Annotated in this window: 20 protein-coding genes; 2 read left to right on the forward strand and 18 right to left on the reverse strand. The window is 43.2% G+C overall.

The window, feature by feature from the left end; all coding sequences use genetic code 11:
- Window positions 1-52: 52 nt before the first annotated feature.
- Genes glmM through cdaA form a run of 3 tightly spaced genes read right to left on the reverse strand, consistent with a single transcriptional unit; the run spans window position 53 to window position 3,053 of the window.
- A complete protein-coding gene (gene glmM / locus N8O80_RS05420) occupies window positions 53-1,405 on the reverse strand; it encodes a phosphoglucosamine mutase (protein ID WP_049487012.1) in 1,353 nt (450 codons plus the stop codon).
- Between the two features lie 24 nt (window positions 1,406-1,429).
- On the reverse strand, window positions 1,430-2,209 hold the full coding sequence (locus N8O80_RS05425) for a CdaR family protein (RefSeq protein WP_261027138.1): 780 nt from the start codon (window positions 2,207-2,209) through the stop codon (window positions 1,430-1,432).
- Window positions 2,196-3,053 carry a diadenylate cyclase CdaA gene (cdaA, locus tag N8O80_RS05430; protein ID WP_049487014.1) on the reverse strand — a complete coding sequence of 286 codons (858 nt, stop codon included), beginning with the start codon at window positions 3,051-3,053 and terminating at the stop codon, window positions 2,196-2,198. The genes N8O80_RS05425 and cdaA overlap by 14 nt, the downstream gene beginning before the upstream one ends.
- Before the next feature lie 139 nt (window positions 3,054-3,192).
- Here cdaA and N8O80_RS05435 point away from each other — a divergent pair, with 139 nt between their 5' ends.
- A complete protein-coding gene (locus N8O80_RS05435) occupies window positions 3,193-4,161 on the forward strand; it encodes an NAD(P)/FAD-dependent oxidoreductase (RefSeq protein ID WP_261027140.1) in 969 nt (322 codons plus the stop codon).
- Between the two features lie 31 nt (window positions 4,162-4,192).
- Here the strand turns inward: N8O80_RS05435 and whiA are convergent, their stop codons facing one another.
- The 10 genes from whiA to N8O80_RS05485 all read right to left on the reverse strand — a co-directional run bounded on the left by whiA (window position 4,193) and on the right by N8O80_RS05485 (window position 11,253).
- Window positions 4,193-5,104 carry a DNA-binding protein WhiA gene (gene whiA / locus N8O80_RS05440; RefSeq protein ID WP_261027141.1) on the reverse strand — a complete coding sequence of 304 codons (912 nt, stop codon included), beginning with the start codon at window positions 5,102-5,104 and terminating at the stop codon, window positions 4,193-4,195.
- A complete protein-coding gene (locus N8O80_RS05445; protein ID WP_001231075.1) occupies window positions 5,101-6,078 on the reverse strand; it encodes a YvcK family protein in 978 nt (325 codons plus the stop codon). Before N8O80_RS05445 ends, whiA begins: the two co-directional genes overlap by 4 nt.
- Window positions 6,075-6,965 (reverse strand): RNase adapter RapZ, encoded by an 891-nt coding sequence (gene rapZ, locus N8O80_RS05450; protein ID WP_261027142.1) that lies wholly within the window; start codon window positions 6,963-6,965, stop codon window positions 6,075-6,077. The genes N8O80_RS05445 and rapZ overlap by 4 nt, the downstream gene beginning before the upstream one ends.
- A gap of 51 nt (window positions 6,966-7,016) precedes the next feature.
- On the reverse strand, window positions 7,017-7,397 hold the full coding sequence (locus N8O80_RS05455) for a RidA family protein (RefSeq protein ID WP_001140420.1): 381 nt from the start codon (window positions 7,395-7,397) through the stop codon (window positions 7,017-7,019).
- A 10-nt stretch (window positions 7,398-7,407) separates the two neighbouring features.
- Complete coding sequence (gene yihA / locus N8O80_RS05460; protein WP_000422605.1) at window positions 7,408-7,995, reverse strand: ribosome biogenesis GTP-binding protein YihA/YsxC; 588 nt, start codon at window positions 7,993-7,995, stop codon at window positions 7,408-7,410.
- Window positions 7,996-8,003: 8 nt separating this feature from the next.
- Window positions 8,004-9,236, reverse strand: a complete 1,233-nt coding sequence (clpX, locus tag N8O80_RS05465) for an ATP-dependent Clp protease ATP-binding subunit ClpX (RefSeq protein ID WP_012972566.1) — start codon at window positions 9,234-9,236, stop codon at window positions 8,004-8,006.
- A gap of 36 nt (window positions 9,237-9,272) precedes the next feature.
- Window positions 9,273-9,443, reverse strand: a complete 171-nt coding sequence (locus N8O80_RS05470) for a hypothetical protein (protein ID WP_000442260.1) — start codon at window positions 9,441-9,443, stop codon at window positions 9,273-9,275.
- Window positions 9,443-9,949 carry a dihydrofolate reductase gene (locus N8O80_RS05475; protein ID WP_261027143.1) on the reverse strand — a complete coding sequence of 169 codons (507 nt, stop codon included), beginning with the start codon at window positions 9,947-9,949 and terminating at the stop codon, window positions 9,443-9,445. Before N8O80_RS05475 ends, N8O80_RS05470 begins: the two co-directional genes overlap by 1 nt.
- Window positions 9,950-10,068: 119 nt before the next feature.
- The gene (cmk, locus tag N8O80_RS05480) at window positions 10,069-10,743 is read right to left on the reverse strand and encodes a (d)CMP kinase (protein WP_261027144.1); all 675 of its coding nucleotides are present in this window, start codon (window positions 10,741-10,743) and stop codon (window positions 10,069-10,071) included.
- A 9-nt stretch (window positions 10,744-10,752) separates the two neighbouring features.
- Complete coding sequence (locus N8O80_RS05485) at window positions 10,753-11,253, reverse strand: SAG1386/EF1546 family surface-associated protein (RefSeq protein WP_061590353.1); 501 nt, start codon at window positions 11,251-11,253, stop codon at window positions 10,753-10,755.
- A 45-nt stretch (window positions 11,254-11,298) separates the two neighbouring features.
- Between N8O80_RS05485 and N8O80_RS05490 the strand changes: the two genes are divergently transcribed.
- Entirely contained in the window at window positions 11,299-11,496 is a 198-nt protein-coding gene (locus N8O80_RS05490; protein ID WP_161681760.1) for a ferredoxin, read from the forward strand.
- A 57-nt stretch (window positions 11,497-11,553) separates the two neighbouring features.
- Here the strand turns inward: N8O80_RS05490 and N8O80_RS05495 are convergent, their stop codons facing one another.
- From N8O80_RS05495 to N8O80_RS05515, 5 genes are all read right to left on the reverse strand, one after another.
- Window positions 11,554-12,519 (reverse strand): glycosyltransferase family 2 protein, encoded by a 966-nt coding sequence (locus N8O80_RS05495; protein ID WP_314732580.1) that lies wholly within the window; start codon window positions 12,517-12,519, stop codon window positions 11,554-11,556.
- A gap of 1 nt (window position 12,520) precedes the next feature.
- The gene (gene galE / locus N8O80_RS05500; RefSeq protein WP_261027147.1) at window positions 12,521-13,540 is read right to left on the reverse strand and encodes a UDP-glucose 4-epimerase GalE; all 1,020 of its coding nucleotides are present in this window, start codon (window positions 13,538-13,540) and stop codon (window positions 12,521-12,523) included.
- Window positions 13,541-13,642: 102 nt separating this feature from the next.
- Entirely contained in the window at window positions 13,643-14,746 is a 1,104-nt protein-coding gene (locus tag N8O80_RS05505; protein ID WP_261027148.1) for an NAD(P)/FAD-dependent oxidoreductase, read from the reverse strand.
- Window positions 14,747-14,762: 16 nt separating this feature from the next.
- Window positions 14,763-15,560, reverse strand: a complete 798-nt coding sequence (locus N8O80_RS05510; RefSeq protein ID WP_261027149.1) for a Nif3-like dinuclear metal center hexameric protein — start codon at window positions 15,558-15,560, stop codon at window positions 14,763-14,765.
- On the reverse strand, window positions 15,547-16,224 hold the full coding sequence (locus N8O80_RS05515) for a tRNA (adenine(22)-N(1))-methyltransferase (RefSeq protein WP_261027150.1): 678 nt from the start codon (window positions 16,222-16,224) through the stop codon (window positions 15,547-15,549). The genes N8O80_RS05510 and N8O80_RS05515 overlap by 14 nt, the downstream gene beginning before the upstream one ends.
- Between the last annotated feature and the right edge of the window lie 96 nt (window positions 16,225-16,320).

A 16,320-nucleotide genomic window follows, 5' to 3' on the forward strand; every position in this document is an offset into this window, starting at 1 on the left:
TATTATAAGCTATTGTACCATAATTTTTTATTTTCATCTAGTTTTCTAGGATTTAGTCAATCCCGATTTCAGCTCGAACTACGTCTGCGATGGTATCAACATAGTAGTCCACTTCTTCTGTTGTAGGCGCTTCTGCCATGACACGCAAAAGGGGCTCTGTTCCACTTGGGCGAACAAGAATACGCCCATTCCCTGCCATTTCTTCTTCCATCTTCTCGATGATAGCCTTGATAGCTGGCACTTCCATAGCCTTTTCCTTCATGGCATTTTCCACTCGGATATTGACTAATTTTTGTGGATAGATAGTTACTTCTGCAGCCAACTCTGACAAGCTCTTACCAGTTTCCTTCATGATTTTTGTCAATTGGACAGCTGATAATTGACCATCACCCGTTGTATTGTAGTCCATCAAGATGACGTGACCAGACTGTTCACCACCGAGGTTGTAGCCTGATTTTCTCATTTCTTCCACAACATAGCGGTCGCCAACTGCAGTGACTGCCTTGTTAATGCCTTCACGGTCCAAGGCCTTGTGGAAACCAAGGTTGGACATAACAGTTGTCACGATTGTATTTTGGGCCAATTGTCCTTTTTCAGAAAGGTATTTCCCGATGATGTACATAATCTTGTCACCATCAACGATGTCGCCATTTTCATCAACAGCAATCAAACGGTCACTGTCTCCGTCAAAGGCCAAACCAATAGCTGAGCCGCTTTCTTTGACCACATCTTGAAGAGCTTCTGGGTGAGTTGAACCAACATTAAGGTTGATGTTAAGACCATCTGGTGTTTCCCCGATAACAGTTAATTGAGCGCCAAGGTCTGCAAAGATTTGACGGGCACTTGTAGACGCCGCACCGTTTGCTGTGTCCAAGGCAACCTTCATTCCCTCAAGAGGAGTTCCAGTTGAAACAAGATAGCCTTCATACTTACGCAAGCCTTCTGGATAATCTACCAAGGTTCCCAAGCCTTCTGCACTTGGACGAGGAAGAGTATCTTCCGCAGCGTCTAGCAAGGCTTCAATTTCTGCTTCTTTTTCATCGTCTAGTTTGAAGCCATCGCCGCCAAAGAACTTAATTCCGTTATCAAGGGCTGGATTGTGGCTAGCAGAAATCATGACACCAGCACTTGCTCCTTCAGTTTTTACCAAGTAAGCTACTGCTGGTGTTGCCAAAACACCTAGTTTGTATACGTGAATACCAACTGAAAGAAGACCAGCTACCAAGGCAGATTCTAGCATTTCCCCAGAAATACGTGTATCACGTCCTACAAAAACTTTCGGTGCTTCCGTTTCATGTTGGCTAAGAACATAGCCTCCAAAACGTCCTAGTTTAAAGGCCAATTCTGGCGTTAATTCTACGTTAGCTTCTCCACGGACTCCATCAGTCCCAAAATATTTACCCATTTTTATAAAATCCTTTTCCTATTTTTAATTCGTTTTTGAACTAGTTGCTTTCGTTGACGAGGATGTCTCCGACGAACTGCTTGTTGTTGAATTTGATGTGCTTGAACTTGGTGTCACAGGTTTTGTAGTCACCTTCATTGTTGTATCAAACGGAGTGATAACTGCTGGTAAGACAACACCATTGCGGTCAATTGCCTGCAAAGGTACTGAACCGCTATAATTACCTGTTATGCGTTCGCTAGTTGGTAAAAGCGCAATAATACGATCAATTTTAGCTAATGTTTCTTGGTCAGTTGTGACAGAAACCCGTTCATTTGATACGGTTACACTATCAATTTGTAGTTTCGAATCAATTTGGCTTTGGTCAACTTGTGGCACAACAATCATCCCATCTCGCTTAACCTTCTTCCCAACTTTCACTGTGATCTTTTGAGGCGTTGCCACAGCGGTCAATCCACTTGGAAGATTTTCAATATTCAAGGGAACTTCAATCGTTCCAACACTGGCATCCGTCAAATCAGCAGTTACCTTAAACTTACGAGTGCTCTCCTGCATTTCGCTGGCCAAGGTCACACGATTGGCTCCGGTTAATACCACTGAAACTTCTGATGCAAACCCGCTAATGAAATACTGGTCATCATCATAGCGGATATCGATAGGAACGTTCGTTATCGTATTGGTGTAAGTTTCTGATTTAACCTGCCTTGCGGTATTACTATTTTGAAAGTTGGTTGACGTTGCATAGATGAATAAGATACAAGCAAAAAAGAGAGATGAAATGATGTATAGACTATTTTTTCTCATATTTCCAACCTCCTAACAAACGGTCCTTGAAACTGACTTTTTCCTCAACGACTGGCAAAAGAATTGCTCGTAGCTCTGCTTCAAATTCTTCAATCGTCAAGTCGTGCTTGAAAACACCGTTATAGGTAATAGAAATGCCACCTGTTTCCTCTGAGACGATGAAGGTCAAGGCATCGGATACTTCTGACAAACCGATAGCCGCCCGGTGTCTGGTCCCAAATTCCTTTGAAATCCCTGTGCTTTCTGTTAAGGGTAGATAGGCAGAGGTGACTGCAATCCGATTTTCTCTGATAATCACAGCACCATCGTGTAGGGGAGTGTTGGGGATAAAGATATTAATAAGGAGTTCAGCTGAAATATTGGCATCCAAAGGAATCCCTGTCGCAATGTATTCTTGCAAGGTCCGAACTCGTTGGATGGCAACCAGAGCACCAATCTTACGAGGACTCATATATTCAACCGACTTGACAAAGGCACGAATCATTTGCTCCTCTGCACTAATTTGAGCAGTAGAAAAGAAATCTGTCGCCCTTCCCAAACGTTCCAAACCAGTCCGAATCTCTGGAGAGAAGATCACAACTGCAGCAATGACACCATAGGTGATAATCTGATTAATCAACCAAGAAATCGTTGTTAAACCAAGGATATTGGCCACAACCTGGGCTAATACAAAGATCACAACTCCCCGCACCAAAATCATAATCTTGGTACCAGCTATCGCTTTTGTAAAACGATATAAAATATAGGCCACAATCAAAATATCAAACACATTGATGGCAATACTCCAAGGACTAGAAAACAAACTAGTCCAATATTGCAGGTTGGATAATTGTTGAAAGTTCATCTGCTGTCTCCTCTCTGTCCAAACACGTTCCTTTCTATTATACCATTTTTCTGGCATTTTTTTCCCCTATCCTACTTCATTTTAAATTAAAGAAAAAATATGATAAAATAAACTGACTAGAAAAAACAAAGGAGAAACCATGTCTCAACTCTATGATATTACCATTGTAGGTGGTGGTCCCGTCGGTCTTTTTGCGGCCTTTTATGCCCACCTACGCCAAGCCAAGGTCCAAATCATCGACTCTCTTCCCCAACTCGGTGGACAACCTGCCATTCTCTATCCTGAAAAGGAAATTTTAGACGTACCGGGATTCCCAAACTTGACTGGAGAAGAGTTGACCAACCGCTTAATTGAACAACTAGACGGCTTTGATACCCCTATTCACCTCAATGAAACAGTTCTTGAGATTGAAAAACAAGAAGAAGGCTTTGCCATTACAACTTCTAAAGGAAGTCACCTGACTAAAACAGTTATCATCGCTATGGGTGGCGGTGCCTTCAAACCACGTCCGCTGGAACTAGAAGGCGTTGAAGGCTATGAAAATATCCACTACCACGTTTCCAACATCCAGCAATATGCTGGTAAGAAAGTGACGATTCTTGGTGGAGGAGACTCGGCTGTGGATTGGGCATTGGCTTTTGAAAAAATTGCACCAACAACCCTTGTCCACCGCAGAGATAATTTCCGCGCCTTGGAACACAGTGTCCAAGCCTTACAGGAATCATCTGTGACCATCAAGACACCATTCGTCCCTAGCCAACTCCTTGGAGATGGAAAAACGCTCGATAAACTTGAAATCACAAAAGTCAAATCTGATGAAACAGAAACTATTGACCTAGACCATCTCTTTGTCAACTATGGTTTCAAATCTTCTGTTGGTAACCTTAAAAACTGGGGTCTAGACCTCAACCGTCACAAGATTATTGTCAACAGCAAACAGGAATCCAGCCAAGCAGGTATCTATGCTATCGGTGACTGCTGCTACTACGAAGGAAAAATTGATCTGATTGCGACAGGACTCGGAGAAGCACCAACCGCTGTTAACAATGCCATTAACTACATCGACCCTGAGCAAAAAGTACAACCAAAACACTCTACTAGTTTATAAAAAAGAACCACGAGTCCTAGGATTCGTGGTTTTATAGTTCATCGGCTATCTTATTGATTTTTCTGAGTCTGTGATTAACACCACTTTTTGTAAGGGAAGTGCTGAGACTATCTGCTAACTGCTGGATAGAGTAGTCTGGGTGTTGAATCCGCAGTTGCGCCACTTCCTGCAAATCCACTGGCAGATTTTCTAAGCCCATGATATCTTTGATTTTGCTGATATTGTTGATAGTCTTCATGCTGGCAGAGACTGTCCGAGCGATATTAGCTGTCTCGGCATTATTGGCCCGATTGAGGTCATTACGGGTTTCTCGCAAAATCTTAACCCGCTCAAAATCATCACGCGCCTGCATAGCTCCGATGACAATCAAGAAGTCCATAATATCTTCGGCACGCTGGAGATAGGTCACAGCTCCCTTTTTGCGCTCAAGCACCTTGGCATCCAGCAAAAACTGCTGGAGAAGAGAGGCAATCCCTTGCGCGTGGTCCAGATAAACAGAACTGATTTCCAACTGGTACTTACCCGATTCAGGATCACGAATGCTGCCATTTGCCAAGAAAGCACCACAGAGATAAGCACGACCTGCTTCCTCATCTGATAAAATCTCCTCATCAATACCTGTTTCTAGGCCAAAAAAGGAGTCTGCCAAGTGCAAATCACTCAGCAGGTCCTGCACCTTTTCATCTGTAAAAACGGTATAGACCCGATTCTTACGAAGATTACTTCTTTGGTGGTGACGGATTTCTGATTTGATTTCATAGAAATGGAGAAAGGACTCATAGAGGTGACGAGCCAGCTTGGCATTTTCTGTCACGACTGACAAGTTCAAGCCCGAAGTCGAGAGGCCTATACTGCCAGACATCTTGATAATGGCAGATAATTCATGCCGGCTCAGATGGTGTTGACCTAAGATTTCTTCTTTTACTGCTACTGTGAAACTCATTTTCTCACCTGTATAATCCGCATCAATTCATCCACAATCAAATCCCCATCGTGGAAGGCACCCCCATTTTCCAGACGAAGGAAGTTGGATGAAATCACACGCGGAACTTGCTTACAAAGGCCAGCAAAGTCATGTTCCACCTGTACCAAGTATTCATCAAAACGGTTGGAATTCATGTATTCCTGAGGCACTTTTTCAATATTCACCAAGACAGTATCGATAAAAGGTCGGCCAAGGTGACGATGCAAGACCTCTACGTGGTCACTATCTGTAAAGTGTTCCGTCTCCCCACGTTGGGTCATGATATTGCAGACATAGGCGATTTCTGCCTTGGTTTCCAAAAGTGCCTGCCCGATTTCCTTAATCACGATATTGGGCAAAATCGAGGTAAAGAGGGAACCAGGTCCGAGGACAATCATGTCACTTTCAAGAATGGTCTGCACTACTCGACGACTGGCCAGAGGCGTATCATCGTTGAGGGTATTGGTCACATAGACATGGTCAATCATGCCTGGATGGTCTGCAATATGACTCTCTCCAGCCACTTCTGTCCCATCCTGAAAGACCGCATGAAGGGTCAAAGGATGGTCACTGGAAGGATAAATCTTCCCTGTTGTATGGAAAAATTTGCTCAGTAACTGCATGGCATTATAGGTCGAACCCTGCATTTCTGACAAGCCAGCAATGATGAGATTACCCAATGGATGACCAGCAAAGGCTCCTGCATCTTCAGAAAAGCGATACTGAAAGACTTTCTCATAAAACTTAGGCATATCCGACATGGCCACAAGGACATTGCGGAGATCTCCTGGCGGTGTCAACTGCTGCATGTTTTTTCGGAGTTCACCTGATGAACCACCATCATCGGCCACCGTTACGATAGCAGCGATTTCCACATCTTTTTCACGCAGACTTTTAAGAATGACGGGGATCCCAGTCCCTCCACCAATCACCGTTATCTTTGGTTTTCTCATGAACGGTTTACCGTTTCCTTTCTTCGGTCTTTGTCGCGATGCCCTTCATTGACAGGCCAATTCTTAGATAAGTCTTGCGCCAAGCGTTTGGCAAAGGCCACACTACGGTGTTGACCACCCGTACACCCCATGGCGATAGTCAAAACGGACTTCCCTTCCTTTTGGTAACTTGGCAAAATCGGCTCAATCAAGGCCAACAAATGTTGATAGAAATCTTCTGACTCAGGATGGTTCATGACATAGTCATAAACTGGTTCATCCACTCCCGTTTGGTTTCTTAGTTCTGGTAGGTAGTAGGGATTTGGCAAGAATCGGACATCAAAGACCAAATCCGCATCAATCGGGATTCCATATTTAAAGCCAAAAGACATGACTTCGATACGGAAAGACTGGGATTGTTCCTGATCAGAAAACTGCTCTGCAAGGGTTTTACGCAGCTCACGTGGAGTGAGTTCAGTCGTATCCACCACATTTTGGCTCATATTTTTCAAAGGCGCCAAGAGTTCACGTTCCAGCTTGATTCCATCCAAAATACGACCGTCTGCTGCTAACGGGTGACTCCGTCTGGTTTCCTTGTAACGAGCGACCAATTCCTTATCAGCTGCATCCAAAAAGAGAATTTTAAAGTCCAGTTCTTCCTTGTTTTCCAACTCATCCAAAACAGCTTGAATCTCTGAGAAGAAAGAACGGCTACGCATATCTACTACCAAGGCCAACTTATGGTCGTCTTCCTTTGTTTCCACCAACTGCAAAAACTTAGTCAAGAGAGCTGGAGGCATATTATCAATAGTAAAATAACCCAAATCTTCGAAGGACTGAATGGCAACTGTTTTCCCTGCACCACTCATTCCTGTCACAATCACCAAGTGAAGTTGTTTCTTTGTCATCTTTTTCTCCTTATATCAAAAGAAGTTTGGCAGAACCAAACTTCAACTAGCTTATCCAATCTCTGCGATGACTTCGATTTCGACTTTTACATCACGAGGAAGACGAGCTACCTCTACTGCTGAACGAGCTGGAAATTCCTCTTTAAAGGCCGTTTGGTAAACCTCGTTAAAAGGAACAAAGTCGTTCATATCGCTCAAGAAACAAGTTGTTTTGACAACATGGTCAAAGTCAGTTCCTGCCTCTGCCAAAATAGCACCGATGTTTTTTAAGACTTGTTCTGTCTGTTCTTGGATCGTTTCTCCAACGATTTCCCCAGTTTCAGGAGAGAGAGGAACTTGACCACTAGCAAACAAAAGGTTGCCAACGATTTTTCCTTGAACATAGGGTCCGATAGCCTTTGGAGCTTTGTCTGTATGAATTGTTTTTGCCATTTTCTTTTCCTCACAATTTTTCTAAGATTGCATCCCAAGCTTCATCCATCCCTGCCTTGCTGACAGATGAAAAGAGGATAAAGTCGTCACTTGGGTCAAAGTTTAATTTCTTTTTGATTGCTGATTCGTGCTTGTTCCATTTACCACGAGGAATCTTGTCCGCCTTGGTCGCCACAATGATGACTGGAATCTCATAATACTTGAGAAATTCGTACATCTGCACATCATCTGCTGACGGATCGTGACGGAGATCCACCAGACTGACCACCGCACGGAGATTTTCTCGAGTCGTTAGATACTCCTCAATCATGCGCCCCCACTTTTCACGTTCCTTTTTAGAAACACGGGCATAGCCATAACCAGGCACATCCACAAAGCGCATCTTATCATCGATATTAAAGAAGTTGAGAAGCTGGGTTTTACCAGGTTTACCTGATGTTCGGGCTAGATTCTTACGGTTCAGCATGGTATTGATAAAGCTAGATTTACCAACATTTGAACGCCCTGCTAGGGCAATCTCTGGCAGTTCATCCTGAGGATAGTGGGATTTATTCGCCGCACTGAGCAAGATTTCTGCATTGTGTGTATTAAGTTCCATAGTCACCTCTAGGCTGTTTCTAGGATTGGTTTATCCGTTCCATCGACAGCTTCTTTAGTGATCCGGACCAATTTCACATTTTCCTGACTCGGTACTTCAAACATGACATCCAGCATGGTTTCTTCGATGATGGAGCGAAGTCCACGCGCCCCTGTCTTCCGTTCAATGGCCTTATTAGCAATTTCTTGAAGGGCTTCATCGTCAAATTCCAACTCAACATCATCATAAGAAAGCAAGGTTTGATATTGTTTGACCAAGGCATTTCTTGGCTCTTTCAAGATACGAACCAAGTCATCCACTGTCAATTGCTCAAGAGCAGCAAAGACAGGCAAGCGTCCAATCAATTCAGGAATGATACCGAATTTTTGAATATCTTCTGCGATGATTTCTTGCATGTAAGAGCTATTTTCATCAATCGCCTTGTTATTTTGACCAAATCCGATGACTTTTTCACCCAGACGTTGTTTGACGATTTCTTCGATACCATCAAAGGCACCACCCACGATGAAGAGGATATTTTTTGTATCCACTTGAATCATCTCTTGTTGTGGATGTTTACGTCCACCTTGAGGCGGAACACTAGCAACGGTTCCCTCGATAATCTTGAGAAGGGCTTGTTGCACACCTTCACCAGAAACGTCACGTGTGATCGATACATTCTCGCTCTTCTTGGCAATCTTGTCAATTTCATCCACATAGATAATTCCACGCTCTGCTCGCTCAATGTTAAAGTCAGCAGCCTGCAATAGTTTGAGGAGGATATTTTCCACGTCCTCACCCACATAACCAGCCTCAGTAAGAGCTGTTGCATCCGCAATCGCAAAAGGCACATTCAAGCTCTTAGCCAAGGTCTGGGCAAGGAAAGTTTTCCCTGAACCAGTTGGGCCAATCATCAAGATGTTTGACTTCTGCAAATCCACATCTTCGGACTCTTCACGCGTATCGTGGAAATTGATGCGTTTGTAGTGGTTGTAAACCGCCACTGCCAAGGCACGCTTGGCACGATCTTGACCAATTACATAGTGGTTCAAGATGTGGAGGAGTTCGATTGGTTTTGGAACTTCAGACAAGTCTGCCAAGACTTCTTCCGCCAACTCCTCTCGAATGATTTCCTGAGCCAACTCCACACATTCATTACAGATAAAGGCGTTGTTACCTGCGATTATTTTTTGTACTTCTTCTTGGCTTTTGCCACAAAATGAGCAATAAACCATCATATCATTATTCCTATTTGTAGGCATGATTTCCTTCCGTTCTATTCTATACTGTCATTCTATCTAAAATAAGGTCATGTAAAAAGCATGGATACTATTGACCAAATTGGTAAATGCATTTAACCAGAGCAGGACAGAAAGTCCATAGCGCTTTTTACGAAAAGCCTGTGCTCCTGCAAGCAAGCAGACCAAGCACAGCATGGCTGTGAAAAAACCAAATATACTACGTTCCATTAGACTTCCTTTCTCTTGCGGTATTGGATGGTAAAATCATAAGGATTTTTCTCATCCTTGGTATAGGATTTGCTTGAAACTGTCTCAAAAAGGGACAGATCAAACTCCTCAGGAAAATAGGTATCTCCTTCCACCCGAGCATGGATTTGAGTGACAATTACTTCATCCAAATAGGGTTCAAAAGCCTGAAAAATCTGCTCTCCACCGAGAATATAGAGATTCTTGTCTTGAGCCTGATACCAGTCCAAGGCAGACTGGACATCATAAAAAGTAGTAACCCCATCTATCTTTTCTTCCGGGTTACGTGTCAAAATCAAGGTCTCCCGTTTTGGAAGCAAGCGACGCCCCATTCCATCAAAGGTCACACGCCCCATCAAGATAGCATGATTAAGAGTTGTTTCTTTGAAGTGTTGCAGTTCTGCTGGCAAATGCCAAGGCAGACGATTGTCCTTACCAATCACACCCTCTTCATCCTGGGCCCAAATAGCTACGATTTTCTTAGTCATGCTTCCATCCTTTTCATTGATAGTACTATTTTATCAAAAAACTCGAAAAAAGACTGGTTTGGAATGCGTTCAGTTTGATAGAAAAGAAGCAGGCTAGCTTTAGCCTGCTTCTACGGTCCCTAGGACATTCGTTTTTTTGCTTCTGATTCAATTTTTTCAACTACTTCTTGAATACTTAGTCCAGTTGTATCAAGGTAAACTGCATCCTCTGCTTGTTTGAGAGGTGAAGTCTCACGATGGCTATCCTTGTAGTCACGCGCAGCAATTTCCTCTTTTAGGGTTTCAAGGTCTGTTTCAATTCCCTTGGCAATATTTTCCTTGTAACGACGCTCTGCTCTTTCATCAACAGAAGCTACTAAGAAAATTTTCAATTCTGCTTGTGGCAATACAACAGTTCCAATATCGCGACCGTCCATGACAATCCCACCTTGCTGGGCAATCTCTTGTTGAAGAGAAACTAGTTTCTCACGTACTTCAGGAATTGCCGCAATAGCAGAAACATGATTGGTTACTTGATTTTCACGAATAGGATGGGTAATATCCACATCTCCTACAAAGACAAGCTGTTCTCCAGTTTCTGAACGCCCAAAGCTGATTGGATGCTGGTCCAATAAGGCTAAAAGTTCCTCAATCTCTTCCACTCCTAACTGGTGTTTCAGAGCCATATAGGTCGCCGCACGATACATGGCACCTGTATCTAGATAGGTATAACCAAAATTTTTAGCAATAATCTTAGCAACCGTACTCTTACCGCTTGAAGCTGGACCATCGATAGCAATTTGAATCGTCTTCATTTATGACTCCTATCTAGTCTTAATCACATCTCCAGGATTTGCAAACCAAGATCCTGTAGCCATATGTCCAGGATTCAATGCTTCTAATTGAGCAATTGAAATACCTGCACGTTGTGCCAAGACAGCTTCACCCTCACCAGCCTGAACTGTAATTGTTCCTTCACTAGCAGCATGTTCTTCGGAATGACTCTCACTAGAGGAGCTCTCTGTAGAAGTTGCTTCTTCAGTCTTGCTAGATGAAGAAGACGATTCTTCTGTTACAGAAGTTGAAGCAGGGGCAGATGAATCATAAAAATCTTTCAAGGCTGCTGTGCGATTACTCCCTCCGCTTGAAAGGTAAATCAATACTATTATCATTGCTACAACAATCACGAAAAAGAGACTAGCTAGAATCGTCAAAACACGATTTGCAACAACGCCTGTACCTTTTTGATTACGTTGACGTCGTTCCGTTCTCGTCTGTTCTTCCTGATTCTCATAAATATCTTCTTGCCACGGTTCCTTTGCCATACCTTACTCCTTGTTTTTTTTTACTTTTCTTATTACAATATAAATATGAAAATCACACTTATACCTGAACGTTGTATTGCCTGTGGGCTTTGCCAAACTTATTCTGACTTATTTGACTACCACGATAATGGAATCGTGCGTTTTTACGATGACCCTGACCAACTAGAAAAAGAAATTTCTCCTAGTCAGGACGTAATAGAAGCCGTGAAAAACTGTCCGACACGTGCCTTGATTAAAGATTAACTCTAATATCGACAAGAACGTTCCACTCCTTCTAGTTTAGCATATTTCCATGCAAAATTATAGTCTTTTCTCTTTATTTTTTTCTGTAAAATCAGGAAGGTCACTTTTTTCTTTGATAAGATAAAGTGGTCTTTTTTTAGTCTCTAGATAAATCTTACTGATGTACTTGCCGAGAATCCCAATGGTCAAGAGTTGAATGCCTCCAAGAAAGAGAATAACAGCCATCAGAGAGGTCCAACCTGACGTCGGATTGCCCAAAATGAGGGTCCGAACCACAACAAAAAAGGTCATTAGTAGAGAAATAAAACAAGATAGGAGACCTGCCACAAAGGCTATAATCAAGGGAAAATCTGAAAAGTTAACAATCCCTTCAATAGAGTAGAAAAAGAGTTGCCTAAAACTCCAACTAGTCTTGCCAGCCTGCCTTTCGACATTTGGATAGTCCAGATAGTGAGTTTTAAAGCCGACCCAGGCAAAGAGCCCCTTAGAAAAACGATTGGACTCAGTCAAGCTTAAAATAGCATCGACTACAGATCTTCTCATCATGCGAAAATCACGGACACCTGACGGCAAGGCTACTGGACTAATTTTTTGCATAAGGCGATAAAAGAGATTAGCACAAAAACTGCGAAAGAAGGGTTCTCCCTCCCGACTAGTTCTCCGTGTTCCCACACAGTCTAAATCTGCATTTTGGTCTAGTAAGGTTTTCATCTCTAGCAACATACTAGGAGGATCCTGGAGATCTGCATCCATCACCACCACTAGGTCTCCTGTCGCATATTGCAAGCCTGCATAGAGGGCTGCTTCTTTGCCAAAATTTCGCGAGAAAGAAATATAATGAACTGCCGGATTTTGCTCCCGATAGGTCTTTAAGAGTTCCAAGGTCCCATCACTTGATCCATCGTCGACAAAGACATACTCGATTTCTGTTTCCAAATCTGGAAGTAAAGCTTCCAAAGCCTGATAAAAAAGAGGAAGTACTTCCTCTTCGTTTAAACAGGGGACAATGATTGACATCACCATCTTAGTCTTCAAATCCATTTGGATGCTTACTTTGCCAACGCCATGCGTCTTCACACATTTGGGTGATGCCGAGTTCTGCTTCCCAGCCCAGTTCTGCTTTGGCTTTTGCAGGATCTGAATAGCAGGCTGCGATATCCCCTGGGCGACGGTCTACAATGCGGTAAGGAATTGGACGTCCCACTGCTTTTTCCATGTTTTGGATAATTTCTAGAACAGAATAGCCTTTACCTGTTCCAAGGTTATAAATGTTTAGGCCTGAACCTTTTTGGATTTTTTGTAGAGCTGCAACGTGACCTTTAGCCAAATCGACAACGTGGATATAGTCGCGAACACCAGTTCCGTCTTCCGTATCGTAATCGTCTCCAAACACTTGCACTTGTTCTAGTTTTCCAACTGCTACTTGAGTCACATATGGCAAGAGGTTGTTTGGAATACCGTTTGGATTTTCTCCCAAATCACCACTCTCATGGGCTCCGATTGGGTTGAAATAACGAAGCAAGACCACATTCCATTCTGAGTCTGCCTTGTAAATATCCGTCAAAATTTCCTCGAGCATAAGCTTAGTGCGGCCATAGGGATTGGTCACTGAAAGTGGGAAATCTTCCAAGATTGGCACTGTATGAGGATCTCCGTAAACTGTCGCAGAAGAACTGAAGATGATGTTTTTACAGTTGTTTTCTTCCATAACTTTCAAAAGGCTAACAGTTCCAGCGATATTGTTGTCATAGTAGGCAAGAGGAATACGGGTAGATTCACCTACAGCCTTCAAGCCAGCAAAGTGAATGACCCCTGTTGGTTCTTCTTGCTTGAAAATATCTCTTAGAGTATCGGTATCACGGATATCTGCCTCATAGAAAGGCACTTCAACTCCTGTGATTCTTTCAACAACTTCTAAACTTTTGCGATTGCTGTTGACAAGGTTATCCACCACAACAACCTGATGACCTGCTTGGATTAACTCAATAACAGTGTGGGTTCCGATAAAACCTGCTCCACCCGTTACCAAAATCTTTTCTTGCATCTTTTTTCCTCGATTCTCGGATTATTTTTTCTTATTTTACCATTTTTGATAGGGAATGTCATTTGCCATCCTAGAGGGGAGGCTAAAATTTCAGTAAAATTCTTATTCGCTTTTTACCCGTTTGACATAGTTTTCAATTGGGTAGTTTAGAGGGTCCAAGGTCAACTCCTTGTCTTGGATCAGTTGAGCTAGGTGGTAACCAATGATAGGACCAGTTGTGAGGCCTGAAGAACCTAGTCCACTAGCAGCATAGACACCTGACAATTCTGGAACCTGCCCAAAGAAAGGAGAGAAATCGCTGGTATAGGCACGGATTCCCACTCGTTCACTTCTGGAAGTCGCTTCCGATAAAACAGGATAGTGGGGCAAGGCTGCCTCCTCCATTTGTTTGAGCAAGGTTTCATCTACCGTCAAATCAAATCCCATGTCATTTTCATGAGTAGCGCCTAGGGATAATTTCCCACCTGCAAAAGGAATCAAATCCCACTCACCTTCTGGCATAACAACAGGGTAAGCTTCCATGTCTTGGGCAAGTTGATAATCTCGGAGTTGCCCCTTTTGGAGACGAACATCTACTTCATAACCTAAAGGTTCTAACAGGTGTCCCAACCAAGCTCCCGTCGCCAAAATAACCTGATCAAACACTTCTTCGTCAATCTGGTAACCTGATGCTAAAGGTGTCAGAGTTACTTTTTCTTTGACCAGCTTGACCTGACTGGTTTCTAGCAAACGAGTGACCAAAAGCTGCCCATCTACTCTCGCTCCACCAGAAGCATAGAGTAAGTGATCAAATCCCTGCAAACCAGGGAATAATTCGTTAGCTGATTCTTGGTCCAGAATGGCTAATTGCCCTATCAAAGGAGATTCTTCTCTACGCTGGAGGGCTAGTTGATAGAGTTCTTCCAACTTAGTTTCATCCTTTTTCAGGAGAAAGACTCCCGAACGCTGGTAAAAGTCGATTTCTTGTCCTGACTTCTCTAAATCAGCTAATAAATCCACATAAAAGTCAGCCCCCAAGCGCGCCATTTTGTACCAGTCCTTATTGCGGCGTTTGGAAAACCAAGGGCTGATAATTCCTGCTGCGGCCTTGGTAGCTTGACCTTGTCCATGGTCAAAAACGGTCACCTCTAGGTCACTTTCTTTAGAGAGGTAGTAGGCAGCTGTTGCACCTACAATCCCTGCTCCGATAATGGCAACTTTTTTCATTGTTTTCACTTTCTAACTAGATATGGTGGAAAGGATTGGTCGATGCTTGACTAGGTACAATATCGATAGTCCAGCCTTTTTCAGCCTCCCATTGAGTAAGGAGTGCAGAAATTTTTTCCACAAAAAGCACTTCAATATAGTGACCTGGGTCCAATGCCAGTAACCCATCAGACAACATATCCTGGGCAGTGTGGTAGTAAATATCACCAGTGATATAGACATCCGCTCCTTTAGCTAAAGCATCCTTATAGAAAGACTGCCCGCTTCCACCACAGATGGCCACTCTTGAAAGAGGCTTCTGCAAATCACTCTCTTGATAATGCACCAATCGAAGGCTATCTAGACCAAAGACTTGCTTGACATGTTGGGCGAAATCCCCAAAATTCTGAGGCTGAACATTTCCAATACGACCAATTCCACGTTCTGGACCTGTCTCCTGCAGATAAGTCGTTTCCTTGATACCTAGCATCTGACAGAACCAGTCATTGAGGCCATTTTCAACGATGTCAATATTGGTATGGCTGACATAAACTGCGATGTCATACTTGATGAGATCAATGTAAATCTGATTTTGTGGACGATTGGCTACCAAGTCCTTGATGGGACGGAAAATCGGCGCGTGCTTGACGATAATCAAGTCCACACCCTTTTCAATGGCTTCAGCCACCGTTTCTTCACGGATATCCAGAGCCACCATGACCCTTTGGATATCCTTGTCTAAAGTGCCAATTTGCAGACCACGACTGTCTCCCTCCATTGAAAATTCCTGAGGGCAAAAGGCTTCATATGCGTTAATTACTTCACTTGCTAGCATGGAGCACCTCCTTGATGGCTTGAATTTTATCTACTAGAACTTGACGTTCTTCCAGATTTTTTTCTGGGATTTGTCCGAGGGCAAACTCTAGCTTCTCAGCTTCTTTTTGCCATTTTTGGACAAAGACTGGGCTGACTTCTTTGGACAAGAAGGGTCCAAATCGAACATCACTAGCTGATAGCTTCATTTGTCCAGCTTCCACCACCAAAATCTCGTAAAACTTGCCAGCCTCTTCTAGGATGCTTTCGGCTATAATCTGAAATCCGTTGTCTTGCAACCAGATACGCAAGTCGTCTTCACGATTATTAGGCTGGAGGATCAAACGCTCTACATTAGCTAACTTGTCCAAGCCTTCTTCTAAAATCCTAGCAATCAAACGCCCCCCCATACCAGCAATGGTAATGACCGACACTTGGTCTGCCTCTTCAAAGGCTGCCAAGCCATTGGCTAAACGAACCTGGATTTTCTCCTTTAGACCGTGCGCATCAACATTTTTGACTGCAGATTGGTAGGGACCTTCCACCACCTCACCTGCAATGGCGCTTTTGATTTGGCCTCTTTCGACCAACTCGATAGGCAGATAAGCATGGTCACTCCCCACATCTAGTAAAATAGCCCCTTGGGGAACAAAGGAAGCCACCAATTCTAATCTCTTTGAAATCATTCTCTCTCTCTTTCCAAAACTCTATTACCTCTTATTATACCACATTTCAACTGGCAATCTTGTACCTAAAAAGACCGCAATCCACAGATTGCAGCC

Origin of the sequence: Streptococcus mitis (genome assembly GCF_946190155.1) — a bacterium.
Taxonomy (GTDB): domain Bacteria; phylum Bacillota; class Bacilli; order Lactobacillales; family Streptococcaceae; genus Streptococcus; species Streptococcus mitis_CL.